This window comes from Serratia sp. J2 (assembly GCF_046269175.1).
In the GTDB taxonomy this organism is placed as follows: Bacteria; Pseudomonadota; Gammaproteobacteria; order Enterobacterales; family Enterobacteriaceae; genus Chania; species Chania fonticola_C.
In genome coordinates this window covers 1-25075 of the sequence record NZ_JBKABN010000026.1, presented here as the reverse complement: position 1 = coordinate 25075, position 25075 = coordinate 1, and the positions used below count along the sequence as shown (strand labels likewise).

The 25075-nt window shown below is 55.0% G+C and carries 19 protein-coding genes; 7 read left to right on the top strand and 12 right to left on the bottom strand.

The annotated features are described in order from the left end of the window. Positions 1-266: 266 nt before the first annotated feature. Positions 267-1520, top strand: a complete 1254-nt coding sequence (locus tag ACKWMY_RS22145) for an FAD-dependent oxidoreductase (RefSeq protein ID WP_409487047.1) — start codon at positions 267-269, stop codon at positions 1518-1520. Then, entirely contained in the window at positions 1517-1789 is a 273-nt protein-coding gene (locus ACKWMY_RS22140; protein ID WP_024528027.1) for a 4Fe-4S dicluster domain-containing protein, read from the top strand. The genes ACKWMY_RS22145 and ACKWMY_RS22140 overlap by 4 nt, the downstream gene beginning before the upstream one ends. Here ACKWMY_RS22140 and ACKWMY_RS22135 read toward each other — a convergent pair. From ACKWMY_RS22135 to ACKWMY_RS22115, 5 genes are all read right to left on the bottom strand, one after another. Then, on the bottom strand, positions 1786-2724 hold the full coding sequence (locus ACKWMY_RS22135; protein ID WP_409487046.1) for an electron transfer flavoprotein subunit alpha/FixB family protein: 939 nt from the start codon (positions 2722-2724) through the stop codon (positions 1786-1788). The two genes, ACKWMY_RS22140 and ACKWMY_RS22135, sit on opposite strands and share 4 nt — an antisense overlap. Further along, positions 2721-3524 (bottom strand): electron transfer flavoprotein subunit beta/FixA family protein, encoded by an 804-nt coding sequence (locus tag ACKWMY_RS22130; protein WP_409487045.1) that lies wholly within the window; start codon positions 3522-3524, stop codon positions 2721-2723. Before ACKWMY_RS22130 ends, ACKWMY_RS22135 begins: the two co-directional genes overlap by 4 nt. 12 nt (positions 3525-3536) lie before the next feature. Next, a complete protein-coding gene (locus ACKWMY_RS22125) occupies positions 3537-4871 on the bottom strand; it encodes an MFS transporter (protein ID WP_409487044.1) in 1335 nt (444 codons plus the stop codon). Positions 4872-4926: 55 nt separating this feature from the next. Beyond that, a complete protein-coding gene (locus ACKWMY_RS22120) occupies positions 4927-6381 on the bottom strand; it encodes an FAD-binding oxidoreductase (RefSeq protein ID WP_059199043.1) in 1455 nt (484 codons plus the stop codon). Positions 6382-6451: 70 nt separating this feature from the next. Next, complete coding sequence (locus ACKWMY_RS22115) at positions 6452-7237, bottom strand: SDR family oxidoreductase (protein ID WP_199062691.1); 786 nt, start codon at positions 7235-7237, stop codon at positions 6452-6454. Between the two features lie 464 nt (positions 7238-7701). On the opposite strand from ACKWMY_RS22115, the gene ACKWMY_RS22110 reads away from it, so the two are divergent. Both ACKWMY_RS22110 and ACKWMY_RS22105 read left to right on the top strand, forming a co-directional pair. Next, positions 7702-8982, top strand: coding sequence for an MFS transporter (locus tag ACKWMY_RS22110; protein ID WP_409487043.1), 1281 nt, complete (start codon positions 7702-7704; stop codon positions 8980-8982). 20 nt (positions 8983-9002) lie between these two features. Then, on the top strand, positions 9003-10451 hold the full coding sequence (locus tag ACKWMY_RS22105; RefSeq protein WP_098929619.1) for an FGGY-family carbohydrate kinase: 1449 nt from the start codon (positions 9003-9005) through the stop codon (positions 10449-10451). Between the two features lie 34 nt (positions 10452-10485). Here the strand turns inward: ACKWMY_RS22105 and ACKWMY_RS22100 are convergent, their stop codons facing one another. Together ACKWMY_RS22100 and metH are read right to left on the bottom strand one after the other, a co-directional pair. After that, positions 10486-11052 carry a glycerol-3-phosphate responsive antiterminator gene (locus tag ACKWMY_RS22100; protein WP_065684828.1) on the bottom strand — a complete coding sequence of 189 codons (567 nt, stop codon included), beginning with the start codon at positions 11050-11052 and terminating at the stop codon, positions 10486-10488. Between the two features lie 37 nt (positions 11053-11089). Further along, positions 11090-14770 (bottom strand): methionine synthase, encoded by a 3681-nt coding sequence (metH, locus tag ACKWMY_RS22095; protein ID WP_409487042.1) that lies wholly within the window; start codon positions 14768-14770, stop codon positions 11090-11092. Between the two features lie 275 nt (positions 14771-15045). Here metH and iclR point away from each other — a divergent pair, with 275 nt between their 5' ends. From iclR to edd, 3 genes are all read left to right on the top strand, one after another. Further along, positions 15046-15876, top strand: a complete 831-nt coding sequence (gene iclR, locus ACKWMY_RS22090; RefSeq protein WP_409487041.1) for a glyoxylate bypass operon transcriptional repressor IclR — start codon at positions 15046-15048, stop codon at positions 15874-15876. 258 nt (positions 15877-16134) lie between these two features. Beyond that, on the top strand, positions 16135-16674 hold the full coding sequence (gene gntK / locus ACKWMY_RS22085) for a gluconokinase (RefSeq protein ID WP_074031488.1): 540 nt from the start codon (positions 16135-16137) through the stop codon (positions 16672-16674). Between the two features lie 65 nt (positions 16675-16739). Further along, positions 16740-18554 carry a phosphogluconate dehydratase gene (gene edd / locus ACKWMY_RS22080; protein WP_309048258.1) on the top strand — a complete coding sequence of 605 codons (1815 nt, stop codon included), beginning with the start codon at positions 16740-16742 and terminating at the stop codon, positions 18552-18554. A gap of 33 nt (positions 18555-18587) precedes the next feature. Here the strand turns inward: edd and aceK are convergent, their stop codons facing one another. The 5 genes from aceK to ACKWMY_RS22055 all read right to left on the bottom strand — a co-directional run. Further along, complete coding sequence (gene aceK, locus ACKWMY_RS22075) at positions 18588-20333, bottom strand: bifunctional isocitrate dehydrogenase kinase/phosphatase (RefSeq protein ID WP_409487040.1); 1746 nt, start codon at positions 20331-20333, stop codon at positions 18588-18590. A 60-nt stretch (positions 20334-20393) separates the two neighbouring features. Beyond that, positions 20394-21701: an isocitrate lyase gene (aceA, locus tag ACKWMY_RS22070; protein WP_021180852.1), complete on the bottom strand. Its 1308-nt coding sequence runs from the start codon at positions 21699-21701 to the stop codon at positions 20394-20396. A gap of 46 nt (positions 21702-21747) precedes the next feature. Next, a complete protein-coding gene (gene aceB / locus ACKWMY_RS22065; protein ID WP_309048250.1) occupies positions 21748-23346 on the bottom strand; it encodes a malate synthase A in 1599 nt (532 codons plus the stop codon). Positions 23347-23721: 375 nt separating this feature from the next. Continuing rightward, positions 23722-24651: a homoserine O-succinyltransferase gene (gene metA, locus ACKWMY_RS22060; RefSeq protein ID WP_024528042.1), complete on the bottom strand. Its 930-nt coding sequence runs from the start codon at positions 24649-24651 to the stop codon at positions 23722-23724. Between the two features lie 104 nt (positions 24652-24755). Then, positions 24756-25075, bottom strand: a 320-nt coding sequence (locus ACKWMY_RS22055; RefSeq protein ID WP_409487039.1) for a hypothetical protein, incomplete at its 5' end; no start/stop codon positions are given.

Sequence of the window (25075 nt, the reverse complement as noted above, 5' to 3'; positions counted from 1 at the left end):
TCCCGCCTGCCAGACGCCAGTTAAGCAGGACAGCGGCAAATCGCTTATTGCTATCAAGAAGGAATATCCAGAGGGGGAGCTATCAATCATTGCGATAGCGAAATGATGCAACTACCCGGAATATAACAGTTTCCAATTGTAGCCTAATTTGGTTGCCCTCGGGCGAAAATTGGCCACAAACGCGCAAAAACTGTGCAATATCAATGAACTCTGACAGACGAGTGTTATTCTAATCGTCACACTTCAACCCTTGGTAAACAGAGCTGATGGAACACCCTGGTTTTGCAGCCATTATCGTTGGCGGCGGCGTTGCGGGCTGCACTGCAGCGCTATTATTGGCACGCGCGGGCATCAGTACTTTGTTACTGGAGCGGGGTACTCAGGCGGGCAGTAAAAACGTTAGCGGTGGCAGGTTATACTCCCATGTCCTGGCCAATCTGCTGCCGAATTTTGCCGCTACCGCCCCTCTGGAACGTCATATCACCCAAGAAAGACTCTCAATGGTGAGCGGCAATAGCGCGGTGACACTCGATTATCGCCATACCTTGCCCTGTTCCTACAGCCTGCTGCGCGCCCGTTTCGATCCCTGGCTGATGGCGCAGGCGGAGGCCGCCGGGGCGCAATGCCTGACCGGAACACAGGTCGATGAACTGATCGTGCAGCAAGGCCGGGTGGTCGGCGTTATGACGGCGGGTGAAGCGTTATACGCCAATACGGTGATCCTGGCAGAAGGGGCCAATACGCTGCTTGGCGAGCATGCAGGATTGCAGCCAAAGCCACCAGCAGCAACGATGGCGATCGGCGTGAAAGAGCTGTTGGCACTGCCGCGCGAACGGTTGGAAGAGCGTTTCGCACTGGAGAATAACCAAGGTTGCGCCTGGCTGTTCGCTGGCCAGCCCACGCAAGGGAAAATCGGCGGGGGTTTCCTGTATACCAACCGCGATAGCCTGTCGCTCGGCGTGGTGTGCAATCTTTCCAGCCTCACAGAAAGTAAAATCGCCCTGCCGCAGATGCTGCAACAGTTCAAACAGCACCCTGCCGTGCGGCCATTGCTGAAAAATACCGAGTTACGGGAGTACAGCGCCCATCTGATCCCCGAAGGGGGAGCGGAAAGCATGCCACCGCTGTTTGGCCCTGGCTATCTGCTGGTCGGCGATGCAGCCCGGTTATGTATCAATACCGGGCATACCGTGCGAGGTATGGATCTGGCAATGCTATCGGCACAGGCAGCAGCGGAAACCTTGATTGCCGGGCAAGAGTTGCAGCATTATCCCCTACGGTTACGGCAAAGTTCGCTCTGGGCGCTGGTCCAGCAGTATCGGCGTCTGCCGGAGATGATGTTGCAATCGCCCCATTGGTTTAGCCGTTACCCGCAGTTGGCAGCCGACGTGCTGCAAGAGATGTTTGAGATCAATGGAAATGCCCCTACGCCGTTGCGTAAGCTACTATGGCGCCACGCGCGCCGCATCGGCCTGAAGCAATTACTGAAAGATACCGTCAATGGAATGCGCAGCCTATGAACCAGCCCGATCTAAGCCACAACCATTATCAGGGGGATCACGCCGATCCACACATCATCCTGGCCGATGCACAGGATCGTACGATGCTGATGCGTTTGGTGATCGCCTGCCCCGCCGGGCTGTACCAGTTCCAGCCGGATGGCAGCCTGCGTTTCGACGTACAGGGTTGCCTGGAATGCGGTACCTGCCGCCTGCTATGTGGGGAAGAAACCATCACCCGTTGGCGCTATCCGCAGGCGGGCAACGGGATTGAGTTCCGCTTCGGTTAAAGGGCGTTGGCCAGAGCCTCTAGCACCTCGTGCATATCACCCACAATTCCTACGTCAGCCTGGGCAAAAATGGCCGCCTGTGGATCCTGGTTGATCGCCACAATCAGCTTGCTATGGCGAATACCGATGGCGAACGCCGGAGCACCAGAAACCCCAGCAGCAATGCACACTTCGGGAGCAATGATGGCACCGGACATGCCCAGCAAGCGATCCATCTCGCACCAGGCGTTCATCACTACCGGCCTGCTGGCGGCCAACTCTGCGCCCATGTTGGTCGCTAACTGCTGCATCTGGACAACCTGCTGGACACTGCCAACCCCTTCCCCGATGGCCAGTACATAGCGCGCCCGGCTCAGCGGTGACGCTGCGGGTTGCGGTGAACACGCCGAGGCCAGTATCCACTCGGCATCGGGTATATTGGCTGGCTTAAAGCGTTTGGCTACCACCGGGCCTGGCACTATTTCAACGTTTACCGCACTGCTTCGGGCCACGCTCAGGCACCAAGGCTCCCGTACCATCGCCAGCTCGGCGGTGAGATTGTTGCCATAGACGGCTTTGGTTACCCGGCATTCGCTGCCGTTAATTTGCGCCTGTTCCACCGCACAACAGGCAGAACCGCCACTCCGGCAGGCCAGACGCGTGGCCAACTCGCCACCTTCATCGCCAGCAAACAGCAGTAATCGCGGTGCGAAAGCTTGCCGCATCTGCTCCAATACCGCTAATCGCGTCTCTGCCAGCCGGGGAGCGCTAACCCAACGTATTTGAGCCACCTCGCCGTCCAGGCGTGGCAGACTCTGTGGCACCTCATCGCTGAATAGCCAGAGCTCCAGGCTCTCTGCAGCAAGCTCGCTCAGCCGCAAGAACTGATTAATCTGGCTGGCCTGCGTTGGAAAGTTGGGGGCATCCGCATCCAATATCAGTGCAATATTCATCATGGCCACCGTTCACCGAGATAATCCTGGCACAACCGCTGCACTTTCTGCTCCACGCTGTCCCCCTCAATCACTACCCCGGCGCGACGATGCTCCACATAGCTTAAGCCACACAATTGCACATCACTGACGGGTTGCTCCGCTATTGCCAGGTCGGTGGGTGACAGACGTTGGACCTGCCGTTTACCCGCCGCCAGCTTCTGCTTTAACGTGGGAACGCGTAACGCACTCGCCTGTTGCGAGTTCCCCACCACCAGCACTAAAGGAGGCATCACCGTCATCACCTCCTGCCCGTAAGCCGTTTGCCGAGTAACCCGTAAGGCCCTCACTTCTTCTGCCGCAGCTAATTGGCAAACGCCGGTGATACAGGGCCAGCCGAGGCGTTCTGCCAACAGCAAAGGCGTTTGGCTATTTTGCCCTTCCAGGCTTTGCGCCCCCATGACGATCACCTGTTGGGATCCCATATGCTGCTGATAGGACGCGATTAGGGCGGCAACCGTTGCAGGGTTAAAACGCAGATCCCACTCCGCAGGAGGCTCAATGCGTACCGCCTGCTGATATTCCAGTGCCATCAGTTGTTTCAGCGCCGGTTCGGCCATAGCATCGGCCACCGTCAAGACGCTCAGGTTAAGTTCCCTCTCATCACGTAGCATCAGCACCATTTCCGCCGCGCTTTCGTCATAGCCGCTTAACAGACGCCGGGCAAATCGGGTATCAATCTGCAACCGCTCATCGGGTTGCCAATCGCTTTTTGCCAACATGCCCAGATCTGGTGCGACCTTAATCGCCAACAGCAGGTTCATCCGTTTCTCCTGTCAGTGGGCGATTAACGGCTTTACCGAGGAGGCGCCCACCAGCGTCATATCCTTGGTTTCCGGTGCCCACATGATTGAGACCACCGCCCCCAGTACCAATACGCCCGTCAGGATCAGCATGGTGCCTTGCAGCCCCAACGAAAGCATCGACAGCGGCAGCAAAGCGGTGCCGATGGCCGAACCAAGCCGGCTCATTGAAGTGGCAAAACCCACCCCCAGTGAACGAATATCGGTTGGGAAACTTTCTGCCGGGAACACCCCAACCAGATTACTGACCGCCGAAATCGTCAGCGTAAAGATGGCAAACAGCAACAGCATCATCCCCTGCCCCGGCGGCACAAAGGCCAATGCCCCCAGGCTGGCAGCCAGGATCCAGAACGCACCGATCAGGAAGCGACGACGCGGTAGCCATTGGGTAAAGCCAATCCCCATCAAGGCCCCCACCATCAGCAGGCCATTGAGCAGCAGGTCGGTAGCAAAGCTTTGGTTCTGCCCCAGGGAGGTAAGGATAGAAGGCAGGAAGGTATAGATAGCGAAATAAGGGATCACCAGACAGACAAAAAACAGGCTGTTGAACGCGGTGCGTCGCCAGTAACGCGGCGAAAATAAGGTGTGTATATGACGTGCGGTTTCGACCGGAATTTCGTCATTAAGGATCACATGTGGACCAAAGCAGCGCTGCACCACCAGATGAGCCTCGGCGATGCGCCCTTTGCGCATCAGCCAGCGTGGCGACTCTGGCGTTCCAATGCGTAATAGCATAATCAATAACGCAGGCACCGCGCTTGAGGCCAACAGCCAGCGCCAGGACTCCGGCCCCAGATCGGCAAGGAAATGGCCAGCAAATCCGGCGGCGACGTAGCCTAACGTCCAGATCACGCTAAAGGAACCCAGCAGGACGCCACGATGCTTACGCGGAGCAAACTCGGCCAGCATGGTATGGCCTACGGCATAATCGCCCCCTAGCCCGATCCCGACCAATACCCGTAGCCAGAACAGCTGTTCCGGCGTAGTGGCGAAAAATTGCATCACGGAAGCCAACGTGATGATGACAAAACTGAAGCTGAAAATTTTCTGACGGCCAATATGGTCGGAAACCCAACCCAATACCAGGCTGCCAAGGAACAGGCCAATCAGTGCCGAGCTGCCGATCATTCCTTCCCAAAACGGCGTCAGCCCCATCTGCGGCTTGAGCTGGGCCAACGCAAAGCCGATCACTCCCAATACATAGCCATCGGTGAGGTGAGCGCCAAAGGTTAACCCCGCCATTTTGCAGTGAAAAGCGTTAAGCGGAATATCATCCATGCGCACTTGCCGAGGCAGCCGTGTTGTCATCGTTCCCCCCCAATGACTGTGCGAAAGGCCCGGCAAGCCGGGCCAGATAGGATTGTTATTTTTCAATCGGATAAATGGTGCCGGTGTTCATGATGCCATTCGGGTCGTACACCTCTTTCAGCGCCTTGAGGATGTAGTAGGCACTGCCGTGTTCATCCTTGGTCCAGTGCACGCGGTGTTTGCCGATGCCGTGGTGATGCACCATCGAACCGCCCTGCTTGATGGTCTCCTCCACGATGATTTTATTCAGTGGATTGTGATACTTGTCGATCTCTTCTTCAGGCTTGCAGTCCACCACGTTGTAGTCATACACAAAGTACATGTTGGTGCCGTTGATGTAGCTGTGTGACGAGTGGCCGCCCAGCATAGTGATATCACCGGCATGTGGGAACTCATCGCGGATGCGGCGGATCACATTCTCGTAAATCGCATTGATACAGCCCCAGTCGCCGGAAACCTCGGTAGTGAAGCCCATATTGTTGGTCTTCATGATCTGTACACGTTCCGCCGCCACTTTTTCCGGGCCCCAGTTCAGATTGTTGAACCAGGCTTCAATCAGCTTGCTGTCGACCTTTTTACATTCCGGATAGCGTTTAACGATCTCATCAATCCCCGCGCCGGTCGCCTGCGCAATCCCTTTGGCCCCTTCGGCCATAAAGATCAGCACACATTTGCCTTCGGCAAAGTGGGTAAAATGCTGGGTCCCGTCTTCTGCGTCATACAAGCGGGCAATGGAAGGGCGATAGCCTTCGACCATCACTTCCCGCAGGATATCGAAACCGGTTGGCATGTTATCGAGGATGTAACCGTAGAACAGGTTATTTTCCGGCATGTATTTGAAGATTTTCACCGTCACTTCGGTGATAAAGCACAACGCCCCTTCGTTACCGATAATCACATGGCGGATATCCGGGCCTGCGGCCCGGCGTGGCACGTTTTTAATCCGGGTGATGTTGCCGTTCGGGAATACCGCTTCCAGCCCAACCACCATGTCTTCGATCGCGCCGTACAGCGTAGAGAACTGGCCGATACTGCGTGTTGCCACCAGGCCGCCCATCTGGGCCAACGGTTTGGACTGCGGAGAGTGGCCGGTCGTATAACCCTGGGCACGCAATTGATTTTCCAACACTTCCAGCGGTACGCCGCACTGTGCCGTGGCCTGCATATTGCGGATATCAATGTTGATGACCTTATTCATTCCCGAGCCATCCAGCACCACGGAATTCTTCACTACCGTTTCCAGCCCGCCCTCGGTGGCCGAAGCCCCGGTGCGCGGTACGCCAGTAATGCCGTGCTTATTCATAAACGCCAACACATCGGACACTTGCTGAGTGTCGGCCAATTTAACCACGGCGGCAGGCAGTGGCTGGGTAAACACACCATGAATATCAGCATATTTTCGGAAACGGTCTACGCTGTTTTTCTGCAGCACTTTTTCGTCGGTAATCACCCGCTCTGGGCCAACAAGTTCTTTTAACTGAACAACAATTTCTTCACGGGACAGAGACATAAATAACCCTTCCTAAATTAAGAATAGATAAAATCGGCTTAAGTAAAATTAAAAGGAACCACCCATTAATTTAGCGAACCAAATAACCACCATCGACAACCAATAAATGGCCATTAACATAATCAGAGGCTCGACTGGCTAAAAATACCATCGCCCCCATCAGATCCTGCGTTTCCCCCCAACGATTAGCCGGAATATGGTCAAGAACACGCTTATTCGTTTCTGGATTTTTACGCGTTTCGACCGTAATATCTGTCGCATAATAGCCCGGTGCAATGCCATTCACCTGTATATTGTATTGCCCTAATTCATCGCAATAGGCCTTGGTAAAACCTGCCAACGCATGCTTAGTGGCCGAATAAGCCGGTGACCATTGGCCGCCCAGATAAGAGAACAGGGAACAGATATTAATTATTTTCCCCTGCTTTTTCGGGATCATGATTTTTGCCGCTTCATAGCTCAATTCAAAGGCAGCGGTCAGGTTGATATCGATCATCGGATCCCAGTCTGCGCGGCCAAAATCCAGCACCTTATTCAGCTTACAAATACCGGCGTTGTTCACCAGGATGTCCACCGAGCCGAAGGTCTCCAGACACTGGGCAATCACTCTGGCAGGCGCGCCTTTCTCAGTAATGTCCACCTGCATAAACTCAACTTTCACCCCTTGCTGCTCAATCATTTCGCGGGTTTGGCCCTTATCCATGATAAAGCTTGGAATGAACAGGTTGGCACCGGCTTTGGCCAACGCCATGGCAAATGCCTGCCCCAGACCGCTGTTGCCACCGGTGACGATCGCGGTTTTGCCTTTTAGCGAGAAGAAATCTAACGAGAACTCATTTAACGCGTTTATTGACATGATTTTGCCCCTTGGTCTGGAAAAAACGCAAAAAAAAAGAGAAAAGCAACCTCCCTGCACTTGGCAGAGAAGTTACTTTTCTCTTCATCTCTAGTAACTGGCAAAAAAAGTAACACATAGGGTCAAGGTTATTCCGTGACGCCTATCACAGTTTCATTTTTTCCAGGTCGGATTGATATTAAAATTTATTTATTTCGCAGTATCTCGGTGAATTACTACGCAATCAGATCCCACCTAATGTTCCCTACTTCAGTTTTGTGATAACTCTCACAGATGAATTATAGGTTGCCGTGCTATTTATTATCGCAGTTACTGAAAGAGACGAAGAGAAAAGTAACTTCCTGCACTGCGGGAAGCTTGCTTTTCTCTTTTTTTGTTTAACGCGATGTACTCAATAACGGTTAAAAGACGGGAATCACACCAAACATTAACCATTAATGGGTGTATTTATGCGGAACTTCACCATGGAAAAAAATAATTCCCACCGTTGGTTAACGCTGGCAATAATAAGTATCAGCGGCGGAGTAAGTTTCGATCTCGCCTATCTGCGTTATATTTACCAAATCCCAATGGCCAAGTTTATGGGGTTCTCCAATACCGAGATCGGCTTGATTATGAGCACCTTCGGTATCACCGCAATTATTCTGTATGCCCCTAGTGGGATCATTGCCGATAAATTCTCCCATAGAAAGATGATGACCTTCGCGATGATCGCCACCGGCCTGCTGGGGTTGCTGATGGCGGTCTATCCGCCCTTCTGGGTGATGATCCTGATCCAGGTCGCCTTCGCGATCACCACCATCCTGCTGTTGTGGTCGGTCTCGATCAAGGCGGCCTCGCTGCTCGGCAACCATGAAGAGCAGGGCAAAATCATGGGTTGGATGGAGGGGCTACGCGGTGTGGGTGTGATGGCCCTGGCCGTATTCACCATGTGGATTTTCTCGCTGTTTGCGCCGGAAAACCCCAACAGCCTGAAGGCAGTGATCCTGATCTACAGCGGCGTATATATCCTGTTAGGCATACTCTGCTGGTTCTTTGTCACAGATGGCTTTGTCACCAGTGACGAGAGCGAAAAGCCGCATAAATTCAGCCTGGGGGATATTCTCTCGGTGCTCAAAATCAGCACCACCTGGTATTGCAGCATGATTATCTTTGGCGTCTATACCATCTACGCCATCCTCAGCTACTCCACCAACTACCTGACCGAAATGTACGGTATGACCTTGGTCGCCGCCAGCTATATGGGGATTGTGATCAACAAAATCTTCCGGGCCATGTGCGGGCCACTCGGTGGGATCATCACCACCTACACCCGGCTGAAATCGCCAACGCGGGCCATTCAGTTGCTGGCGTTAGTCAGCTTGGCCACCCTGGCCGTCTTGCTGATCACCAACCAGAACCCGACCTCGGTCGCCGTGGGGATTGGCCTGATCCTGTTGCTGGCCTTCACCTGCTACGCCTCACGCGGGCTTTATTTCGCCTGTATCGGCGAAGCCAGAACGCCAAAATACATTATGGGCACCACCGTGGGGATCTGCTCGGTGATCGGCTTCCTGCCCGACGTGTTTGTTTACCCGGTTATCGGCCATTGGCAGGACACGCTGCCCGCCGCCGAGGCCTATCACAATATGTGGCTGATGGGGTTAGGGGCAACCTGCCTGGTCGTGGTGTTCACCTTCCTGCTGTTTAACAACATCAAGCGCGCCGGCGCCAAAAGCACAACAACACAGCCGGTCACCGAATAATTATCTCAAGGAGTTGCGACATGAAGAGCAAGTACCTGATGGGTGTGGACGTGGGCACCCAGAGCGCCAAAGTGGTGATTTTTGATCTGGACGGCAACGCAATTTGCGAAGGGAAACAGCAGTTACGCAAGATGGATATCCCGGCCCCGCTGCTGGCGGAACATCCGGACGACGATCTGTGGGATTCGCTTAAGGTGGCTTTCCGCCGCGCCATGCAGCGTTTTGGCGAACGTGGTGGCAAGCCGCAGGACATTCTGGCGATGGGCATTTGCATCGTACGCTGCTGCCGGGTGCTGTTGAAGGATAACGGTGAGCTGGCCTATCCGGTGATTAACTGGATGGACAAACGCCTGAACAAGCCTTACGAATATATCGATGCCTATCAGGGCGTGCGTTATGTAACGACAACTTCGGGTTACATCACTCATCGCCTGACCGGTGAGTTCAAAGACACCTGCGCCAACTACATCGGTTGGTGGCCGATGGACAATGACCGCCTCGATTGGAGCACCGATCCCGCCGCCTGGCAAAGCTGCAACCTGACGCGCGACATGGTGCTGGACGTGGTGAAACCCGGTGAAATCCTCGGCCACATCACTCAGCAGGTGGCGCAACAGCTTGGCATCCCCGCAGGTATTCCGGTGGTAGCTACCGCACATGACAAAGCGGTGGAAGCGCTGGGAGCCGGTTCACTAGATGAAGGCGTTGCGCTGATTTCCCTCGGCACCTATATCGGGGCCATGGTACACGGCCATGCCAACGTGAAGGACGCGCAAAACTTCTGGCCCTTCCAGGCTTCTATCCCAGGGCGCTACCTGTATGAGTGCATGGGCGTGCGCCGTGGCATGTGGACCATCAGTTGGTTCCGCGATCAGTTTGGCGCAGCCGCACTGTCGGATGCCCATGACGCCGGGACCAGCATTGAGGAGTTACTGAATCAGGAAGCAGAGCGCGTTCCTGCGGGTTGTGAAGGCCTGATCACCGTCCACGATTGGGCACCACCGTCTGAAGCGGAATTCCGTAAAGGGGCCATGATTGGCTTCGATGGCCGCCATACCCGTGCCCATATGTACCGTTCGGTGCTGGAGGGCATTGCCTTCACCATGAAAAACCATATGGACAAGATGGCGCTGGAGCTGCAAACCCCGTTCAAGCACCTGATTATTTCCGGCGGCGGGGCCAACAGCGATCTGTTTATGCAGATCTTTGCCGACGTGTTTGGCATCCCCACCAGCCGTAACGTGATGAAAGGTTCGGCAGCGGTGGGTTGTGCCATCAACGCCGGAATGGCGGTGAATGTCTTTAGCGATTACGAGCAGGCCGCGCAGAAGCTGGTACGAATGGGGGACAGTTTTGCACCGAATATGGCTAACCATCAGTTCTACAATCAGTTGAATCAGCAGGTATATCAACAGGTAAACAAACATCTGGACCCGCTGCTACAGGCACTCAGTCCGTTGGTCGACTAAAAGGCAGGGGCACCGGCATTCGGTGCCCTTACCCTTACAATTTCAACTTCCATACGTCGTGATTGGTGGTGGCAACGGCGATGGCCCCGGCATTCAGCGCGGTTTGCGCATCATCCTCATCACACACCAAGCCACCGGCAATGATCGGCAAGTCGATCTTTTCTGCCACCCAACCGAGCACCTTAGGCATGCAGCCCGGCAGGATTTCGATGCAGTCGGGCGTCGATTGCGCCACCTGTTTGTCGATATTGTGGAAGGAAATCGAGTCCATGATAAACAGCCGGTGAATGGTGTAGAAGCCTTGCTGACGCGCTGCCTTCACCATCGAGGCTTTGGTGCTGATAATGCCATCTGCCGCCGTGACGATTTTCAGGAAATTAATCACGATCTCCTTGTTGGAGCTGCCTTCCAGCAAATCAACATGCACAAAAGCATATTTGCCCGCGTCCTTCACCTGCTGCACGATGCGGCCAATATTGCAGATATTGCCGTACAGTACCGAGATGATCTGGCAGTCCGATTTGACCGCGATCTGCAGGCTTTCATTATCTTTTACCGCTGCGATCACCGGATGCAGCTTTAACAGTTCTTCGATAGACACGTTGTTCCCCTGTCTCTTTCAGCCTGCTGGCTGCAAATTAGTCCGCATCGTATCCCAGATTCGGGGCTAGCCAGCGTTCTACGTCGCCGATCTTCATCCCCTTACGCTGCGCGTAATCTTCGACCTGATCGCGCTGGATCTGTGCCACGGCAAAGTACTTGCTCTGCGGATGGCTGAAATACCAGCCGGATACCGCTGCCCCAGGCCACATGGCGAAGGACTCGGTCAGTTCCATGCCGGTATGGCGATTAACGTCCAGCAACTGCCAGATCTCCGCTTTTTCGGTATGCTCTGGGCAAGCAGGATAGCCGGGAGCCGGGCGAATACCTTGATAATTCTCACGGATCAGCTCTTCGTTACTCAGATTTTCATTGGCGGCAAAGCCCCAATGCCGCTTACGTACCTGCTCGTGCAGATACTCGGCAAAGGCCTCAGCCAAACGATCGGATAACGCTTTGACCATGATCTTGTTGTAGTCGTCATGCTTGGCATCATAGGCCGCCGCCAAAGCATCTTCTTCCAGCCCACCGGTAACCGCGAATGCGCCAAAATAGTCGGCTTTGCCGCTGCTTTTCGGGGCCACAAAATCGGCCAGACAGTAGTTCGGAAAATCGGTCTTTTCCGTTTGCTGACGCAGGTGGCGGCTAACCACCAGCACCTCTTCACGGCTTTCATCCCGGTAGACCTCCACATCATCCCCAACGCGGTTGGCCGGGAACAGACCGTAGACACCACGCGGGTTGAGGCTACCGTTAGCGGCCAACATATCCAGCATTTCGTTGGCATCCTGGAACAGGCGCTTGGCCTCTTCCCCTACCACGTCATCTTCCAGAATGCGTGGATACTTGCCTGCCAGTGACCAGGTCATAAAGAACGGCGTCCAGTCGATATAGTGGCGTAGCGTGTTAATGCTGGCCTCAACCGGGAACACCCCCAGCTTGTTCGGCACCGGTGGCTGGTAGTTTTCCCAATCCAGCACCATGGCGTTATCCCGCGCCTGTTGCAGGCTGACCGGCGGCGTACGCGGCTTTTTACGCCCGTGCTGGATACGCACGGTTTCGTACTCTTTGCGGGTGCGGGCGACAAACTCGTCCCGCTGGGTGTCTGACAGCAGCGCCGCAACCACGCCAACGGTACGCGAGGCGTTCTGCACGTAGGTAGTCGGGCCGCTGTAGTTCTGTTCAATCTTCACTGCGGTATGAGCCTTGGAGGTGGTCGCCCCGCCGATCAGCAACGGCAGAGTAAAGCCTTGGCGTTCCATCTCTTTTGCCACGTTCACCATTTCGTCCAGCGACGGGGTGATCAGGCCAGACAGGCCGATAATATCCACGTTCTGTTCGCGGGCGGTTTTCAGGATCTTGTCCGTTGGCACCATCACGCCCAGATCGATAATTTCGTAGTTGTTACATTGCAGCACCACGCCGACGATGTTTTTGCCGATGTCGTGCACGTCGCCCTTCACCGTCGCCAGCAGAATTTTCCCGGCGGTGGTGCCTTTCTGTTTGCTGGCCTCGATGTAAGGTTCGAGATAGGCCACCGCCTGCTTCATCACGCGGGCCGATTTCACCACCTGTGGCAGGAACATTTTGCCCTCGCCGAACAGATCGCCCACCACGTTCATGCCAGCCATCAGCGGCCCTTCGATCACTTCGATCGGGCGATCCGCCTGCTGGCGCGCTTCTTCGGTGTCTAACTCAATAAATTCGGTAATGCCTTTGACCAGCGAATATTCCAGGCGCTTCACTACCGGCCAGCCACGCCATTCAGCCTGCTGAACCGCCACTTCATTGTCTTTGCTGCCCCGGTATTTCTCCGCCAGTTCCAGCAGACGCTCGGTGCCGTCCTGACGGCGGTTGAGCACCACATCCTCAACGGCTTCACGCAGTTCGGTGCTGAGATCGTCATAGATCGCCAACTGCCCGGCGTTGACGATCCCCATATCCATGCCGTTGCGAATAGCGTGATACAGGAACACCGCGTGGATCGCCTCACGCACCGGATCGTTGCCACGGAACGAGAAGGAGACGTTGGACACGCCGCCGGAGATCATCGCGTGCGGCAGGTGGGTTTTGATGTCGGCGCAGGCTTCGATAAAGTCGACGGCATAGTTGTTATGCTCTTCGATACCGGTGGCGACAGCAAAAATGTTCGGGTCAAAAATGATATCTTCCGGCGGGAAACCCACGCGTTCGGTCAGGATCTGATAAGCACGGCGGCAAATCTCAAATTTGCGTTGGCGGGTATCCGCCTGGCCGACCTCATCGAAGGCCATCACCACCACGGCGGCACCGTAGCGGCGCACCAGTTTGGCATGGTGGATAAAGGCTTCTTCGCCCTCTTTCATCGAGATCGAGTTGACAATGCCTTTACCCTGAATGCATTTCAGGCCCTTTTCAATCACGCTCCATTTGGAGGAGTCGATCATGATCGGGACGCGGGCGATATCCGGCTCACCGGCGATCAGGCTGAGGAAACGCACCATCGCCGCTTCGGCATCGAGCATTCCTTCATCCATGTTGATGTCGATGATTTGGGCACCGCTCTCCACCTGCTGGCGGGCCACGGCCAGCGCCTCGTTATACTTTTCTTCTTTAATCAAACGTTTGAATCGGGCCGAGCCGGTAACGTTAGTACGCTCACCTACGTTGACGAACAGCGATTTGGCATCAATATTCAGCGGTTCCAGGCCGGACAGGCGGCAAGCCACCGGTAACTCTGGCAACTGCCGTGGCGGTACACCTTCAACCGCTTTAGCCATCGCGGCAATATGCGCCGGAGTCGTGCCACAGCAGCCACCGATGATATTGAGGAAACCGGCATGCGCCCATTCACCCACCTGTTTGGCCATCTCTTCGGCATCGAGATCGTATTCACCAAAGGCATTGGGCAAACCGGCATTCGGGTGGGCAGTGACATAGCTTTCAGAAATACGAGACAACTCCGCCACGTATTGGCGTAATTCATCCGGGCCGAGCGCACAGTTCAGGCCAAAGGTCAGCGGTTTGACGTGACGCAGCGAGTTGTAGAACGCTTCCGTAGTCTGGCCGGAAAGGGTGCGGCCAGAGGCGTCGGTGATAGTACCGGAAATCATGATCGGTAAGGTCACACCCAGCGCTTCAAACTCGGTTTCGACCGCAAAGGCCGCCGCTTTGGCATTCAGGGTATCGAAGATGGTTTCGATCATGATCAGATCGACGCCCCCTTCCACCAGCGCGCGGGTTGATTCGCGGTAAGCCTCTACCAACTGATCAAAAGAGACATTACGGAAAGCCGGATCGTTAACGTCGGGGGAGATAGAGGCGGTACGGTTGGTTGGGCCCAGTACACCAGCAACGTAGCGCGGTTTTTCCGGGGTGCGTGCCGTCCATTCATCAGCGCAAGCGCGAGCCAGCAAAGCGGCCTGGTAGTTAATTTCCGCGGACAGCGACTCCATATGGTAGTCGGCCATCGCGATAGTGGTCGAGTTGAAGGTGTTGGTTTCGAGGATGTCGGCCCCCGCCTCCAGGTAGCCGTTGTGGATCGCAGTGATCACCTCCGGCTTGCTTAGCACCAGCAGGTCGTTATTGCCTTTCAGATCGCTTTGCCAATCGGCAAAACGCTCACCGCGGTAGTCTGCCTCCTCCAGCCGATAGCTCTGGATCATGGTGCCCATACCGCCGTCCAACACTAAAATACGCTGCGATAGCTGCTGACGCAGTTGTTCCACTCGATTTATCACTGTAGCCCCTTCACACCCGATTATCCGCCCGACGACTTATTACCCCACATCCCAATGTTGTAGTGGCGCGGCACGCTGCGCCCGTCATGCATCCTGCAACTTGAAAGATGGAGGGTCTGACATCCTAGCACAGGTTATGGCGGCAAAGGTGCGAGCGGGTATTGAGAGTTTTTCAGGTTCGCCGAGCAACAGATCCGATGAGCGGAGAAGCAACTTGCAATTCATACACAAAAAACGAAAATGAATTCCATCATACGGAAAGCACAAGGTGAATCATGGCCACTCCCGTTCCCGCCAAGCGCGGTAAAAAACCCCGCGCCGCCGCCCCCGCCACCAGCACGGCGACCGGCCAGGTCCAGTCACTGACCCGTGGTCTGAAACTATTGGAATATATTGCCGAAGCGCAGGGCAACGTAGCGCTGACCGATCTAGCGCAGCAGGCCGGGTTGCCCAACTCCACCACCCATCGCCTGCTGACAACCATGCAGCAGCAGGGTTTTGTCCGTCAGGTAGGCGATCTTGGCCTGTGGACCATGGGGGCACATGCGTTTGTGGTGGGCAGCAGCTTCCTGCAAAGCCGTAACCTGCTGGCCATGGTGCATCCTACGCTGCGCCGCCTGATGGAAGAGTCGGGTGAAACGGTCAATCTGGCGGTGATGGATAAAGCCGAAGATCAGGCGGTGATTATCGATCAGGTGCAATGCACCGCGTTGATGCGCATGTCGGCCCCAATTGGCGGCAAGCTGCCGATGCATGCTTCTGGTGCGGGCAAAGCCTTTCTGGCCAGCATGCAAGACGATGAGGTAACCCGGCTGCTGCATAAAAAAGGCATGCACACCTACACTCCGCATACGCTAACGCCACATAACCTGAAAGAAGGGTTGGCGGTGATCCGCAAACAGGGATTCTCGTTCGACGATGAAGAGCATGCCCTTGGCTTACGCTGCCTGGCAGCCTGTATCTTTGACGAGCACCGCGAAGCCTTTGCCGCCATCTCCATCTCCGGCCCGGTATCACGCATTGCCGACGATCGCGTTACCGAACTGGGTGCGCTGGTGATCCATGCGGCGAAAGAAATCAGCCTGGAGTACGGCGGCGTACGGTGATTAGACGGGCGCAGCATTCGGCGCCCGACGTCATGTGCAAATCCCCGCTGTTATTTTTCTGTATCGCGCTGTAGAGACTTTGTTTCGCATCCTGCGAAAAGTATGAATTCGATCACAATTAGCGATCTTGCCACCGAAAGCCGATTGCAACCTTTGGTGCTTCCCTCGACAATGTTACCGATAACATGTTACCGGTAACAATTATCCATAAATAATATAGCCGCAGCAAACTATGACTCGCAGGTGGGGAACCAAACCATGATCAATAATCAGAATCGTGTTTACGTCATTATGGGCGTTTCCGGCAGCGGCAAGTCTGCCGTCGCCAGTGCCGTGGCCCAACGGCTATCTGCCAACTTCCTGGACGGTGATTTTCTCCATCCTCGCTGCAATATCCAGAAAATGGCCTCAGGTGAACCGCTCAATGATGACGATCGTGCCCCCTGGTTGGCTGCCCTGAACGACGCCGCTTTCGCCATGCAGCGTACCAATGCGGTCTCCATCATCGTCTGCTCTGCGCTGAAAAAACATTATCGCGATCGGCTGCGTGCCGGTAACGACAATCTGTCATTCATCTATTTGCACGGCGACTTCCCAGTGATCGAAGCTCGGCTGGCTGCCCGCAAGGGGCATTTCTTCAAACCCCAAATGCTGGTCACCCAGTTCGCCACGCTGGAGCAGCCGGGCCAAGATGAAAGTGACGTCCAGGCCATCGATATCGATCAGCCGCTGGATGCAGTGATTGCCGACACAGTGCGACATATCCAGAGCTTTCTGCCGCAAGAAGCCTGTGCATAACGAGATGTTCTGAACAACATAACTAGCCCTCGCCGCGCGCATTAGGGCTGCATTGTGAGGATGGTATGATTAACAGCACCCTGGCACGTGTAACACAACGCATCATTGAACGCTCAAAACAAACCCGAGCCGCCTATCTGGCGCGCATTAATGAAGCCCGTACGCAGACGGTACACCGCTCGCAGCTAGCCTGTGGCAACCTGGCCCACGGCTTTGCCGCCTGCCAGCCCGACGATAAAGCCGCCCTGAAAAACATGGTGCGCAGCGATATCGCCATCATCACCGCTTACAACGATATGCTCTCTGCCCACCAGCCTTATGAAAGCTATCCACAGCGGCTAAAGCAGGCGTTGCACAGCGTTGGCGCCGTTGGCCAGGTCGCAGGTGGTGTGCCAGCAATGTGCGATGGCGTGACTCAGGGGCAGGACGGCATGGAGCTGTCGTTGATGAGCCGCGATGTGATAGCCATGTCTGCAGCCATAGGCCTCTCCCATAACATGTTCGACGGCGCGTTGTTCCTGGGTATCTGCGACAAGATTGTGCCAGGGCTGGTGATGTCTGCCCTGTCCTTCGGCCATTTGCCTGCCATATTTGTGCCAGCCGGGCCGATGAGCAGCGGCCTGCCAAATAAAGAGAAAGTACGTGTGCGCCAGCTGTATGCCGAAGGCAAAGCCGACCGCCATGCGCTGCTGGAAGCCGAAGCCGCCTCTTACCATGGCATTGGCACCTGCACCTTCTACGGCACCGCCAACACCAACCAGATGGTGATGGAAGTGATGGGCCTGCATCTGCCCGGCGCTTCTTTCGTTCACCCAGACACGCCGCTACGCGATGCGCTCAATGATGCTGCCGCTCGCCAAATCACCCGCCTGACAGAAACCGCCGGTAATTACCTGCCGATAGGCCAATTGGTGGATGAAAAAGTGGTGGTTAACGGCATCGTATCGCTACTGGCCACCGGAGGATCGACCAACTTGACGATGCATATGGTGGCCATGGCTCGAGCAGCGGGCATCATCATCAACTGGGATGACTTCTCTGAGCTTTCCGACTCGGTACCACTGCTGTGCCGCATCTACCCCAACGGCCCGGCGGATATCAACCAGTTCCAGGCGGCGGGCGGTGTGCAATTGGTCGTGCGTGAGCTGCTGAACAACGGCCTGTTGCATCAGGATGTGCATACCGTCGCCGGTTTCGGCCTGGAGCGCTACACCCAGGAGCCTTGGCTGGATAATGGCCAGCTAGCCTGGCGCGAGGGAGCGGCAAGTTCGCTAGACGCGAACGTGATTGCCAGCCTAACCAAACCGTTCGAGCACCATGGCGGCACCAAGGTGCTGGCCGGTAATCTGGGCCGGGCGGTGATGAAGACGTCGGCGGTGCCTGCTGATAATCAGATTATCGAAGCCCCGGCGATCGTATTCGACAGTCAGCACGATATCGTCCCCGCCTTCGAAGCGGGCAAGCTGGATCGGGACTGCGTAGTGGTCGTACGTTTCCAGGGGCCACAGGCCAATGGCATGCCTGAACTGCATAAGCTGATGCCACCGCTCGGGGTATTGATGGATCGCGGCTTCAAGGTAGCGCTGGTGACCGATGGCCGCCTGTCCGGTGCTTCTGGCAAGGTTCCTTCCGCAATCCATGTCACCCCGGAGGCGTACACCGGCGGCATGCTGGCCAAAGTACAAAGCGGCGATATGCTCCGGGTGAATGGCCGCACCGGCGAGCTGCAACTGCTGGTCTCGGAACAAGAGCTGGCCCAGCGCACTCCCTATCAACCCGATCTGAGCGCTGAAAGGATCGGCTGTGGCCGTGAACTGTTTGGTGCGTTACGCAGCCAGCTTTCCGGGGCCGAACAAGGTGCCTGCTGTATCACGTTTTAATCCTGGCCATGGCCCAGTTTGCTGGGCCTGCTATCAGCCAGCCTGCGCGTACCCCGAAGGCAGACGCTGGCTGAAACGCCGCTTTTTACGGTAGGCAAACACATCCTCGACGTGCCCCTCCTTGATACGCTGCTGCAATCCTCGCCAGTAGTCCGCCTCGAACAGATCGCTGTGCATCTCCTCAAAGACCTTGCGGATACGCCGGTCGCCACACAGGAAATGGCGGAATTCTTCGGGGAAAACGTCGTTGGGTGAAATGCTATACCAGGGTTCACTGGCCAGTTCATCTTCCGGGTAGCGCGGCGGCGGAATATTACGGAAGTTCACTTCGGTCATGTAGCAAATCTCGTCGTAGTCGTAAAACACTACGCGCCCATGACGCGTCACGCCGAAGTTTTTGAACAGCATATCACCGGGGAAGATATTGGCCGCAGCCAGCTGTTTGATCGCATTACCATATTCTTCGATGGCGTCATGCATTTGCCGTTCATCAGCCTGTTCCAGATACAGATTCAGCGGTGTCATCCGCCGTTCCATATACAAGTGCTTGATGACCACCCGGTCGCCGAGATCTTCCAGCTTTTCCGGCACCTCGCGCTGCAACTCCGCCAGCAGTTGCGGGCTGATGCGCGCCTTATCCACTACAAAATTCTCATATTCCTGGGTATCGGCCATCCGCCCGACGCGATCGTGCTCTTTTACCAATTGATAACAGGCCATCACCTGCGCCTGCGTAACCTCTTTCTGCGGCGCAAATTCGTCTTTGATCACCTTGAATACCCGATCGAAGGACGGCAGCGTAAACACCAGCATCACCATGCCTTTCACGCCCGGCGCAATAATGAATTGCTCCTGCGACTGGGCCATAAAATTCAGGTATTCGCGGTAGCATTCGGTTTTACCATGCTTCTGGCAGCCAATCGCCATATACAGTTCGGCGGTGGTTTTACCCGGCAGGATCTCCCGCAACCATTCGACCATCGCCGCTGGTAATGGGGCATACACCATGAAGTAGGAACGGGCGAAGCCAAACACGATGCTGGCTTCGGCCTTGCTGGTCAGGCAGGTATCAATGAACAACGCGCCGGACTCGCTGTGGTGGATCGGCAACAGAAACGGGTAAACCCCGTCGGCCACGCGCAGCTTACCGACCAACCAGGCCGCCTTGTTACGGTAGAACAGCTCATTACCAATTTGGAACGTCGCTCCCGCTAACTGTTGGTAGCTGAAGGTTTGCAGTAAGGCTTGAGTGATATAGCGAATATCGCGTGGCAGATCTTCCCATGGCAGACGCAGCGGTAAGTCGATCAACAGGCTGTGAAGCATGGCGGCCAAATCACCGTTGGGGGTAAAATCACGGGCTAATGGCCTGGGGATATCACGAAAGCGCCGTTCAGGCTGCGAACTGAAAACGAACAGTTTGTCCGGGGTTAAATCCCGATGTTTGAACAGCCGACAGTAAACCGAGTTAAAGAAGCTTTCGGCAATCTCAAAACGCGGGTAGTCGGGCAACAGTTCGGTATAAACCGCCTTCACCCTATTAGGGAAGTCCGCATCGTAATATTTCTGCCCGGTGATACATTTCAGTTGCTCGACCACCAGACCGACGTGGTGATCGTAAAGATGGATACGTCGTTTCATCGCCTGTTGTACGGCGGGCCAGTCTGCCTGCTCAAAACGCTGCTGCGCTCCGGCCGTGACTTCAAGAAAGCGGCCATATTGCGCATCAAAGCCCTGCAGGATCGTCTGTGCAATCAACAGCTCCAGTTTTTCCGCCATCTTTGCCTCTGCCATTCAGGAATGAAACAAGAGCCTGACACCGCGCCAGGCCCCTGGGGATCAGAACTGCTGTTCTTCGGTGGAACCGGTTAGTGCCGTTACCGAGGAAGCGCCCCCCTGAATAATGGTGGTGACTTTATCGAAGTAGCCGGTCCCCACTTCCTGCTGATGCGAAGCAAAAGTGTAACCACGCTCGACCGCGGCAAACTCTGGTTGCTGCACTTTTTCGACATAGTGCTTCATGCCTTCACCACGTGCGTAAGCGTGTGCCAGATCGAACATGTTGAACCACATGCTGTGGATACCGGCCAGCGTGATGAACTGGTATTTATAGCCCATGGCGGACAACGCGTCCTGGAAGCGGGCGATAGTCTGATCGTCCAGGTTCTTTTTCCAGTTGAACGACGGTGAGCAGTTATAGGCCAACAGTTTGCCCGGGAACTTGGCATGGATCGCATCGGCAAAGCGTTGCGCAGCTTCCAAGTCCGGCGTTGAGGTTTCGCACCACACCAAATCGGCATAAGGCGCATAGGCCAGCCCACGACTGATCGCCTGCTCAATACCGGCATGGGTACGGTAGAAACCTTCGGCGGTGCGTTCACCAGACACGAAGGCGCTGTCATACGGATCGCAATCGGAGGTCAGCAGGTCTGCCGCGTCCGCATCGGTACGGGCAATCAGCAGGGTTGGGACACCGAGAACGTCAGCAGCCAAGCGCGCCGCAACCAGCTTCTGGATAGCTTCCTGGGTCGGTACCAAGACCTTGCCGCCCATATGGCCACACTTCTTCACCGCCGCCAGTTGATCTTCGAAATGCACCCCGGCGGCACCGGCTTCGATCATCGCCTTCATCAGTTCAAAGGCGTTTAGTACGCCGCCAAATCCGGCTTCGGCATCCGCCACGATCGGCAGGAAGTAATCGGTATAGCCTTTGCTGCCGGGTTCAATCTGGTTTGCCCACTGGATCTGATCCGCCCGACGGAAAGTATTGTTGATACGCTCAACCACCGTCGGGACAGAGTCGACCGGGTACAGTGATTGATCGGGATACATGGCGGCAGCGGTGTTGGCATCAGCCGCTACCTGCCAACCGGACAGGTAGATCGCTTCGACGCCCGCTTTCGCCTGTTGCAGCGCCTGGCCACCGGTCAGCGCCCCAAGGCTGTTCACGTACCCTTTGCGGGATTTGCCGTGCAGCAACTCCCAGAGTTTCGCCGCTCCGTTTTGCGCCAGCGTGCAAACCGGATTGACCGAGCCACGCAGGTTGATCACGTCTTCGGCGCTGTAAGGGCGGGTGATGCCTTCCCAGCGTGCTGATTTCCATTCCTGTTCCAGCTGTTGGATCTGTTGGGTACGAGAGGTCGTCATATTTTTATCCTTTTCAATACTGTAGGGTTAAAGGTCAGGAACGGTTTCAGGCCAGTAATTCGTAGCCGGGTAAGGTCAGGAAATCGATTAATTCGTCTTGCGTGGTAATACGCTCCATCAGCTGTGCCGCCTCTTCGAAACGGCCTGCGTGATAACGCGCTTCACCCAGTTCTTTACGTACGACCTGCATCTCTTCCTGCAGCATCTGGCGGAACAGGGCTTTGGTTACCTGTTGGCCATTGCTGAGGCTTTTCTCGTGATGGATCCACTGCCAGATTGAGGTACGTGAAATCTCGGCGGTGGCGGCATCTTCCATCAGGCCATAAATCGGTACGCAGCCATTGCCGGAGATCCAGGCTTCAATGTATTGCACCGCCACGCGGATATTGGCGCGCATACCGGTTTCAGTACGCTCACCGTCACACGGTTCCAGCAGTTGCGCCGCCGTGATAGGAGCATCGTTCTCACGCAATACATCTAGCTGGTTCTGCCGCTCACCCAGGATGCGGTTAAACACTTCCATCACCGTATCGGCCAGACCTGGATGTGCCACCCAAGTCCCGTCATGGCCATTGGTCGCTTCCAGTTCTTTATCCGCGCGCACCTTGCCCAACACCACCGCGTTTTGCTCGGCGTCTTTGCTGGGGATAAACGCCGCCATTCCGCCCATAGCAAAAGCACCGCGGCGGTGACAGGTCTTGATCAGCAAGCGAGAATAAGCACTGAGGAAAGGCTGGGTCATGGTGACGGACTGACGGTCCGGCAGCACCCGATCGCCATGGTTCTTCAGCGTTTTGATATAGCTGAAGATGTAGTCCCAACGGCCACAGTTCAGCCCGACGATATGATCGCGCAGGTGATACAGGATCTCGTCCATCTGGAATACCGCAGGCAGGGTTTCAATCAACACCGTGGCCTTGATAGTGCCGCGCGGTAATTCGAAGCGATCCTCGGTAAAGCTAAAGACTTCGCTCCACCAGGCAGCCTCCTGCCAGGACTGGGTTTTCGGCAGGTAGAAATACGGACCACTGCCTTTTGCCAGCAGTTGGCGATAGTTATGGAAGAAATAGAGTGCAAAATCGAACAACCCACCAGGGATCGCTTCCCCCTGCCACTGCACGTGTTTTTCCGGCAAATGCAGGCCGCGCACGCGGGCAATCAACACCGCTGGGTTGGGTTTGAGCTGGTAAATCTTGCCGGCTTCGTTGGTGTAAGAAATGGTGCCGTTTACCGCATCGTGCAGGTTGATCTGCCCGTCGATAACCTTGTCCCAACTTGGGGCCAGCGAGTCTTCAAAGTCGGCCATAAACACTTTGACGTTGGCATTAAGGGCGTTGATCACCATTTTGCGTTCAACCGGACCGGTAATCTCAACCCGACGGTCGCGCAAGTCAGCGGGAACGCCGCGGATCTGCCAGTCACCCTGTCGAATGGAATCCGTTTCCGAAATAAAGCCAGGCAGCTCGCCGCGATCGATTTTCTCTTGCCAGCTGGCGCGTGCCGCCAACAGTTTATTGCGTTGTGGCGTAAATTTACTCACCAGTTCAGCCAGGAACTCGACCGCGTCATCCGTCAGTATCTGCCGCTCTGCAGAGCCGAAAGCCTGTGTAAACGCTAATTCTGTGCCTACCATCTGTTGCGTCATTGTCTTGATCCTTTCCATCATTCCACGCCACCATTGCAGGCCAGGCGAAGCATTGTTGTCGGAAATCGGGTGAAAAAAAGACCGCCAACTGGTCAGATGTCATCCCGCAGGATCCTAGAATAACCAACAAAAACTAAAAATCAAAAACGATTTCCATTTTTTTAATAAATATTTTATTAACCTTTTATTATCAATTAATTAGATTATTTATCATTTACGGCAAACTAGGAAACCGGTTCCATTGCGATACGGGAACGCCGGTAATATATTGTTTTTAAATGAGTTATAGATGCTGAAACGTTGCAGATTTGGCAGAAAAAACGGTGGGGTAAACCAGGGTGGCCTCGATTCAGCCACCCGGTACAGAGAAAAATGTTACTCGAGGGTAGGATTCATATGACGCAGATCGAACGGTGTGATCTGGTAAACGTAGTAGTTCAACCAGTTGGAAAACAACAGGTGACCATGGCTTCGCCATGAAGCTGCGGGGGTCAATTCGGGGTTATCATTGGGGAAGTAATTTAGCGGTACGCTCGGGTTGAGGCCTGCATCGTTATCGCGACAATACTCGCCCGCCAACGTCAGGGTGTCATATTCCGGATGCCCGGTGACAAAGGCCATGCGTTTATCCTTGGTGGCGAACAGATAGGCACCTGCCAGCTCTGATTCTGCCAGGATATCCAGATCGGTGTACTGCCGCAGGATCTCGGTTGGGAAATCGGCATAGCGGGAGTGAGGAGCCAAGAAGGTCTCATCAAAACCCCGCGTCAGCAAGGCATGTTGGTGCAGCGTACGATGCTGGTACACCCCAGAGAGCTTCACCTCACGCGTCTTCTTTGGAATGCCGTACAGGATGTTTAGCGCGGCCTGCACTGCCCAACAGACAAACAGGGTTGAAGTCACATGATCCTTGGCCCACTCGATCACTCGCTCGATCTGCGGCCAATAGGCAACATCACAGAAATCCACCAGGCCTAGCGGAGCGCCGGTGACGATCAGCCCGTCAAAGTTCTCATTCTGGATATCGTCAAAGTTACAGTAGAAATTATTCAGGTGCTCTGTAGGCGTGTTCTTCGACTCACGGCTATCGATGCGCAGTAGCTGAATATCGATCTGCAATGGCGAGTTGGAAAGTAAACGCAGGAACTGATTCTCCGTTTCGATCTTTTTCGGCATCAGGTTGAGAATAAGCACCTTTAACGGCCTGATTTCCTGTGTTTTTGCGCGTGAGGATGTCATGACAAACACGTTCTCATTACGCAAGAAATTGACCGCAGGTAACTCATCAGGAACACGAATCGGCATTGCTTATCCCTCACACATCCGTTTATACGTTTAGACTTCTAGATGCCCGAAGATAGCGCTTTTTTAGCGTCATGTCGAGGATTCAACGGGAAGGTGAAAATGTTTCATCGCCAGGCAGGGTGGGCTGTTCGTAAATAGTAAAGCAGGGAGTCTTTTGTCTGTTTAGTTGACAGTGGTCCCCTCACCCTCAGGAGAGGGAAGCGATCGAGTCCGCTGACATCCCTGCGTAATATCCCATCTTTCTTCTTACTCCCAGCGTCCTGAAGTGGCACGAGCTCACCCACAACGCCGGGCTGCTCACACTGGTGTTCCTGATGTTCTCGGTTGATACTGTGGGAGAAGGTTGAGGAGAGGAGTATCTTCTGTTTTTGACCCATAGCAAAAAGGCCATCCTTACGGATGGCCTCTTGGCTTAATTGATGCT